This is a genomic window from Micromonospora sp. NPDC047756, from assembly GCF_055587245.1.
This window is the reverse complement of sequence record NZ_JBVJGQ010000002.1, coordinates 897686-904251: the sequence shown is the minus strand read 5'-3', so window position 1 is coordinate 904251 and position 6566 is coordinate 897686. Positions and strand designations below refer to the sequence as shown.

Genomic DNA, 6566 nt, shown 5'->3' with positions numbered 1-6566 from the left:
AGGAGATAGGCCGATGAGTGAGATGTTGATCCCCACCCAGGCGTCCGAGCCGTCGCTGGACGACCCCCGCGCCCTCTACTGCGATCTGCTCAAGAAGGCGCTGACCCGCTACGTCTTCCGCGAGACGTGGATGCCCTACCACCCACGTCAGGGCTCCCTGCACGGCAAGATCCTTCAGCACGGCCGGCACCTGCTGCGACGTAAGGGCCTGGAGCTGGTGCTCCAGTTCCCGTTCGACGCGGAGGCGCGGGCCACCGGCCGGGACTGGCCGCCGGAGGCCGAGACCATGATCGGGCTGCGGCGGCTGGACAACCTGGAGCGATGCGTCAAGGACGTGTTGGAGCGGGGTGTGCCCGGTGACCTGATCGAGACCGGGGTGTGGCGGGGCGGGGCAGTCATCTTCATGCGCGGGATGCTGCGCGCCTACGGCGACCGGGACCGGACGGTGTGGGTCGCGGACTCGTTCCGCGGCCTGCCGAAGCCGGCGCCGCACCGGGTCGAGGACGTCGAGGACGCGCTCTGGCAGGTGCCCTTCCTGGCCGTGTCGTTGGAGCAGGTGAAGGCGAACTTCGAGCGGTACGGGCTCCTCGACGGCCAGGTCCGGTTCCTCAAGGGCTGGTTCTCGGACACCCTGCCGACCGCGCCGGTGGAGCAGATCTCGGTGATGCGTCTCGACGGGGACCTCTACGACTCGACGATGGTGGCGCTGCGCTCGCTCTACCCGAAGCTCTCCGTCGGAGGCTACGTGATCATCGACGACTACCACGCGGTACGCGGCTGCAAGCAGGCCGTCGACGACTTCCGCGCCGAACACGGCATCGAGGACGAGCTGCACCAGGTGGACTGGACCTGCCGCTACTGGCGGCGGTCGCGCTGACCCGACGACGGCGGGTGGGAGGTCCGGAGACCTCCCACCCGCCGTCTTTCGTGCCCGTACTCAGTTGGCCGGCGGCGTCTGCGGGTTGGCCGCGACCCACTGCGCCACCCGGTCCTCGCGCAGGGCGGCGAAGAGCGCCGGGGCTCGGACCTCGTCCAGCCGCACCGCGGACCCGGCCGGGGTCTGCAGGTTCGCGTCGCTGAACGGGACGGTGACGAACTGGACGGTCTCCGGCTTCACCTTGCGCAGCACGAGGGCGAGGTCGGTGAGGTTCAGGTCGCGGTCGACGACAAGCGATTCGGCCGCGGTGGTGAGCACCCGGTCGAGTCGGGTCGGGCTGGTGAGCAGATTCGTCGCCGTGACCCGCTCGGCCAGGGCGCGGACCACGAGCTGCTGGTCGTGGATGCGGCCGAAGTCTCCGCCGGGCACACCGTGCCGCTGCCGCATCAGGTCGTCGGCCGCCTTGCCGTCCAGGTCGTGGCAGCCGGCGGGCCAGGTGGTGCCGGTGTCCGAGGACGTGACGGTGTACGGCAGGCACACGTTGATCCCCTCCACCGCGTCCACCAGCTTGCGGACGGCGGCGAAATTGGCCACCAGCACGCCGTCGAGTGGTAGCCCGGTGAGCTTGGCGACCGTCTCGGCGGCCAGCGCGGCACCGCCGAACGCGAACGCGGCGTTGATCTTGTTGGGACCGCCGGCCCAGGTCTGCCCCGCCGCGGGCACGTCGACGTAACTGTCCCGGGGGATGGAGACGACGGTGGCGGCCTCCCGCGCGGCGTTGACGTGCACCAGCATGATGGTGTCCGACCGCTGCCCGGGGTAGAGGGCCTGGTCCGGCTCGCCGTCGCGGGAGTCCGACCCGAGCAGCAGGAGATTGAGCGGCCCCGACTCCCACCGGCGGTCGTCGCGGGTGCCCTGGCCGAGGATGTCCTCGCGCTGGACCCGACTCTCGTACCGATGCTTCAGGCCGAAGCCGACGGTGACGAGGCCCGCGCAGAGCACGCCGAACATCAGGAGCAGGGCGAGGCCCGCCTTCTTCCAGCCGGCCATCGCCCGCCACCTCGACGGCGCCGGCGTGGCCGTGCGTCCGGGGATACCGGTCACCATGTTGACCACCTCTGCACGAACTATCGGGACGGTGAACCTGTTGTGTGGCAAGGGATGCAGCCCTTCCGGGACACGTACCCGCCACACTCATGAAGCATTTAATCACTCTTTAGGGTCTCTATGCCCCTTTATCCCCTTTGCCCGATTCTGTGATGCCATTCTGACCTTCGAGTTAGCGAGGGAGTTGGCATGTACGGAGTACCTACCAAGGGGCCACACATCGGAGGTGGCCTCGCCGCCACCGGAGTTGCCGTTCAGTCCTGGTTGCTGGTCGGCGTCGGGCTGGTCGTGCTGGGTCTGGCGCTGTGGCTCGTCGCCATGTTGGGCCGCGAGCGGTGACAGGTTCCCGACGCGGGTCATGGCTGCGCGCCAGCGCGGGTGGCCTGATCGGAGTCGCCGCCGCCGTCGCCATGCTCTGGCGGTGGCACGACATCGCCAGCGCGGAGGCGTGGCTGAACGCGCATCTCGTCAACGCCGTGGGGTTGGCGGACACCAAATCCATCGGCGCGGCCGTGATCTTCCCACTGGACGAGCGCTGGGTCGGCTTCATGGTCTCCAGCGGCTGCTCGGTCGCGATGTTGCTGATCCCGCCGATCGTGCTCGCGTCGACGTTGGTCGGGTTCCGCCGCATCACCCTGACGCGTGGACTCAACGCCCTGGCGATGGCCGTCGCGCTGCTGGTCACGGTGAACCAGATCCGACTCGGCGCGGTGGTGGTCTCGATGCAGACCTGGGGCTTCAAACTGGGCTACGAACGCAGCCACGTGCTGATCGGCTCGGTGATCACGACCGCCGGTCTGATCGCCGTCACGATCCTCTTCGTGGTCCTGGTCAGCCGGACCAAGCGGATCTCCGGGACGGTCGCCGGTGTCCACTGAGACGCAGTCGCTCGCCCTGCTCAACACCGCGGCGTTCCTGCTGTGCGTCAGCTTCTGCGCGTACGTGCTGAGCATCCTGGTGTTCCACCTGAAGAGCGCACGTAGTCGCGGCGGCAGCCCGGACGGCTTCGACTGGCACATCATCGTGCCGTGCCGCAACGAGGCGTCGGTCATCGGCGACACCGTGCGGCGTCTGCTCGGCGACTTCCCGCAGGCGACCGTCTGGTGCGTCGACGACGCCTCCGACGACGGCACGCTGGCCGAACTGGCGGCCTTCACCGACCAACCGCGGGTGCACGTCGTCCAGCGTCAGCTACCGGACGCACGACAGGGCAAGGGCGCCGCGCTCAACGCCGCCTGGCGACGCATCGAGCAGTCGTTGCCCGCCAACGCGGACCGCACCCGGGTGATCGTCGGCGTCCTGGACGCGGACAGCCGACTCGACCCCCAGGGTCCGGTGGCCCTCTCCGGCCGTCAGTACTTCGGCTCGGCGCAGGTCGGAGCGGTACAGGTCGAGGTGCGGATGCTCCAGTGCGCGCCCCGCCGGTACGCCGAGCCGGCCGAGGTCAGCCGCTGGGGACGGCTGCTGATCCGGCTCCAGGACATGGAGTTCCGCGCCCCGATCGCCGCCATGCAGTCGCTACGGCGACGCACCGGCAGCGTGGCGATGGGCGGCAACGGGCAGTTCACCCGACTGTCCCTGCTCAACGAGATCGCCGACCAACACGGCACACCGTGGCACGGCGCCCTCCTGGAGGACTTCGAACTGGGCCTGCACATCCTGCTGGCCGGGGGTCGCACCGAGTACTGCCCGGAGAGCTGGGTGGCCCAGGAGGCGCTGACCCGGATCCGCCCGCTGGTGCGGCAACGCACCCGCTGGGCCCAGGGGTCGATGCAGTGTGGCCGCTACCTCGGCCGGGTGCTGCGCTCGCCACGAATCCGCAACTCGGCCACCCTGGAGATCGCCCACTTCCTGGCCGCGCCGTGGACCCAACTGCTCGGCACGCCGATCTACATCGCCTGCCTGGTGGTGATGTCGTACTACATCGACAACACGATGGGTGGACTGCGCGGCTGGTGGAGCAGTGGCGGCTGGGGCGTACCCCCGTTGGTGCTCGTCTTCGGCATCGGACCGTTCGCCCTGTGGGGCATCGTCTACCGGATCCGTTGTGAGCCGCAGCTGTCGGTTCCCAAGGCCCTGCTGCTCGGCGTCTGCCACTGGCTCTACAGCTACGCCCAGTCACTGGCGGTCTGGTTGGCCTTCGCCCGCATGGTGACGGCCCGCACGGACTGGCAGAAGACCGCCCGCGCCGCCGATCCGCAGCCGGCTCCGGCTCGGGCCGTGGGTCGAGTGGCCGTCGGCCAGGCGGCCGTGGGCCGGGCCGCCGTGCCGGCCCAGCCGCGCCGGGCCCAACCGGCCCGCCGGTCGGGCCGCAACGACGGGCCACGGTCGATCCGACCGCCCCGGCACCTCAGCCACCTCACACACCTCACCACCACCCCCACCACAGACCGCCCCGCAATCGCCCACATCAGAAAGTAGACATCTATGCCACGAGTTAGATCCGGTCTCGCCCGCACCGCCGCGGTGCTGGCCGGTGGTCTCGCCATGGTCGTCCTGGCGGCCTCTCCGGCGATGGCCGACACCTCCCAGTCCTCCGCCTCGGCGCTTCAGATCAGCCTGCTCGGTGGTGGCCTCGCCAGCTCCGGCACGGCGTCGGCCACCAACGACGGCACCACCGAGTCGATCTCCGGTAACCAGAATCCCCCGCTGGCCGTGCTCGGCGCGCAGACCGTCATCACCGCCGGGGTGCTCGCCCAGAACGTCCGGGCCTTCAACGACGGAACCTCGGCGGCCTGCGCCGGCGTGCTCGGCACCGGCGGCTCGATCACCATCGGTCCCGGCGGATCGTGCCTCGTCACGCCCGGCGCGGCGGTGACGCTGACCCTCGGCACCAGTGGCCTCGCCACGATCTCCCTCGTCGCCGACGCCATCTACTCGTCGTGCACCGCCACCAGCAGCCCGTCCGCGACCGGCACCGCGACCCTGGCCAACGCCCGGATCGTCTCGACGCTGCTGGGTATCGAGACGACACTGCTCAACCTTCCGATCAACCCGGCGCCGAACACCGGGCTGAGCATCCCGGGGCTGATCGACCTGACCCTCAACGGCCAGTCCAGCTCGGGCGTGGGTCAGCTCACCGTCACGGCGCTGAACCTGACCGCGCTCGGTGGAGCGCTGGCCGGCGTCACCATCGGCACGTCGAGCTGCGGGGCCAACGCGGTCGCTCCCCCCATTCCGGTGATCCCGCTCGCCGGGGCACCGCTCGCGCTCGGTCTCGGCGCGCTCGTTGCCGGCACCACCGGCGGGTTCTCGCTCTACCGGCGTCGCCGCGCGGCTGCCCGGAGCTGACCCGACATGTGTGCCAGCAGCTCGACACCGCGAGAGGTCCTGATCCTCGCCGGCACCAGGCCGGAAGGAGTGAAGACCGCGCCTCTGATCCACCGTCTCCTCGATGATCCGAGGTTCACGGTACGGGTGGCGGATACCGGTCAACAGCCGGGACGCGTCGCCGAGGCACTCGCCCCGTTCGGTCTCCGCCCGGAGGTGAGCCTGCGCCCGCAACGGCGTACCGGCTCGCTCGCCGAACTGGCGGCGGCACTGATCACGGGCATCGACGAGCTGCTCACACACCACCGTCCAGCGGCGGTCGTGGTGCAAGGGGACACCACGACCGCCCTGGCCGGCGGGACCGCCGCGTTCTGGCGGCACGTCCCGGTCGTCCACCTGGAGGCTGGACTGCGGACCAACGACCTGGACCGGCCGTTCCCGGAGGAGGCCAACCGGGCCATGCTCGCCCGAATCGCGGCGTTGCACCTGGCGCCGACCCAGGCGGCCAGGACGAACCTCATCGGTGAGGGCATTCGCTCCGATGCGATCGTGGTGACCGGCAACACCGTCGTGGACGCCCTCCAGGATCTCGTCGCACGCGGCACTGCGCAGGCACCGGACTGGATCGACCCGACGCGCAAGCTGGTGGTGGCCACCGTGCACCGCCGGGAGAACTGGGGCCACGGGGTGGCCGCCACATTGGACGGACTACGCCGCTTGGCGCGGCGGTGCCCGGACGTCCAGATCGTGCTGGTCTCCCACCCCAATCCGCAGCTCAGCGCGGAGGTCACCGCGGGCCTGTCGGGCATCACCAACGCCCGGGTCACGCCACCACTGCCCTATCCGCAGATGGTCGGGCTGCTGCGGGCTGCGGATCTGGTGGTGACCGACTCGGGTGGGCTCCAGGAGGAGGCCGCCACCCTGGGGGTGCCGTTGCTGGTCACCAGGGACACCACGGAACGTCCGGAGGCGTTGACGCCGGGCCGTGGCGAGTTGGTGGGCACCGACCCCGACCGGCTGCTGGCGGCCGGTCTCCGCCACCTCGCGGCAGGGCGGGCCACCGTCGTCGGCTCGCCATTCGGTGACGGGCGGGCGAGTGACCGCTCCGTGGTCGCCATGGCGGGGCTGCTGAACGTACCGGCCCGTCGGGTCGAACAGCGTCGTCGCACCGCCGCTGCCGTCACCTGACCTCCACCGATCTGGACAATCACTCAAAAATCCGGACAAACCTCCTTTGCCCACTGATAATTGGCACATCGATCGGCAGCGCTCCGATCCGTCGTTCCGAACAGCTCAGTGATCAGAGGAGTCG

General features: G+C 70.1%; 7 protein-coding genes. 6 read left to right on the top strand and 1 reads right to left on the bottom strand.

Annotated elements, in window-relative coordinates; all coding sequences use genetic code 11:
• Positions 1-13 precede the first annotated feature (13 nt).
• Positions 14-877, top strand: coding sequence for a TylF/MycF family methyltransferase (locus ACZ6NZ_RS09045; protein ID WP_366606439.1), 864 nt, complete (start codon positions 14-16; stop codon positions 875-877).
• A 60-nt stretch (positions 878-937) separates the two neighbouring features.
• Here ACZ6NZ_RS09045 and ACZ6NZ_RS09040 read toward each other — a convergent pair whose 3' ends face one another.
• Positions 938-1984 (bottom strand): LCP family protein, encoded by a 1047-nt coding sequence (locus ACZ6NZ_RS09040; RefSeq protein ID WP_465857245.1) that lies wholly within the window; start codon positions 1982-1984, stop codon positions 938-940.
• A gap of 189 nt (positions 1985-2173) precedes the next feature.
• Between ACZ6NZ_RS09040 and ACZ6NZ_RS09035 the strand changes: the two genes are divergently transcribed.
• The 5 genes from ACZ6NZ_RS09035 to wecB are packed head-to-tail and all read left to right on the top strand — an operon-like array spanning position 2174 to position 6442.
• A complete protein-coding gene (locus ACZ6NZ_RS09035) occupies positions 2174-2323 on the top strand; it encodes a peptidase (RefSeq protein WP_088989215.1) in 150 nt (49 codons plus the stop codon).
• Complete coding sequence (locus ACZ6NZ_RS09030; protein ID WP_465857243.1) at positions 2320-2862, top strand: hypothetical protein; 543 nt, start codon at positions 2320-2322, stop codon at positions 2860-2862. The genes ACZ6NZ_RS09035 and ACZ6NZ_RS09030 overlap by 4 nt, the downstream gene beginning before the upstream one ends.
• Entirely contained in the window at positions 2852-4405 is a 1554-nt protein-coding gene (locus tag ACZ6NZ_RS09025) for a glycosyltransferase (RefSeq protein ID WP_465857241.1), read from the top strand. Before ACZ6NZ_RS09030 ends, ACZ6NZ_RS09025 begins: the two co-directional genes overlap by 11 nt.
• A gap of 6 nt (positions 4406-4411) precedes the next feature.
• Positions 4412-5275 (top strand): choice-of-anchor P family protein, encoded by an 864-nt coding sequence (locus tag ACZ6NZ_RS09020; protein ID WP_465857239.1) that lies wholly within the window; start codon positions 4412-4414, stop codon positions 5273-5275.
• Positions 5276-5281: 6 nt separating this feature from the next.
• The gene (wecB, locus tag ACZ6NZ_RS09015; protein ID WP_465857237.1) at positions 5282-6442 is read left to right on the top strand and encodes a non-hydrolyzing UDP-N-acetylglucosamine 2-epimerase; all 1161 of its coding nucleotides are present in this window, start codon (positions 5282-5284) and stop codon (positions 6440-6442) included.
• The last annotated feature ends 124 nt before the right edge of the window (positions 6443-6566 follow it).

Excerpts from the sequence above, each read along its gene's own strand:
- ACZ6NZ_RS09020 (WP_465857239.1), top strand. The coding sequence starts at position 4,412 with ATGCCACGAGTTAGATCCGGTCTCGCCCGCACCGCCGCGGTGCTGGCC.
- ACZ6NZ_RS09045 (WP_366606439.1), top strand. The coding sequence starts at position 14 with ATGAGTGAGATGTTGATCCCCACCCAGGCGTCCGAGCCGTCGCTGGAC.
- ACZ6NZ_RS09040 (WP_465857245.1), bottom strand. The coding sequence starts at position 1,984 with ATGGTGACCGGTATCCCCGGACGCACGGCCACGCCGGCGCCGTCGAGG.
- ACZ6NZ_RS09035 (WP_088989215.1), top strand. The coding sequence starts at position 2,174 with ATGTACGGAGTACCTACCAAGGGGCCACACATCGGAGGTGGCCTCGCC.
- wecB (WP_465857237.1), top strand. The coding sequence starts at position 5,282 with ATGTGTGCCAGCAGCTCGACACCGCGAGAGGTCCTGATCCTCGCCGGC.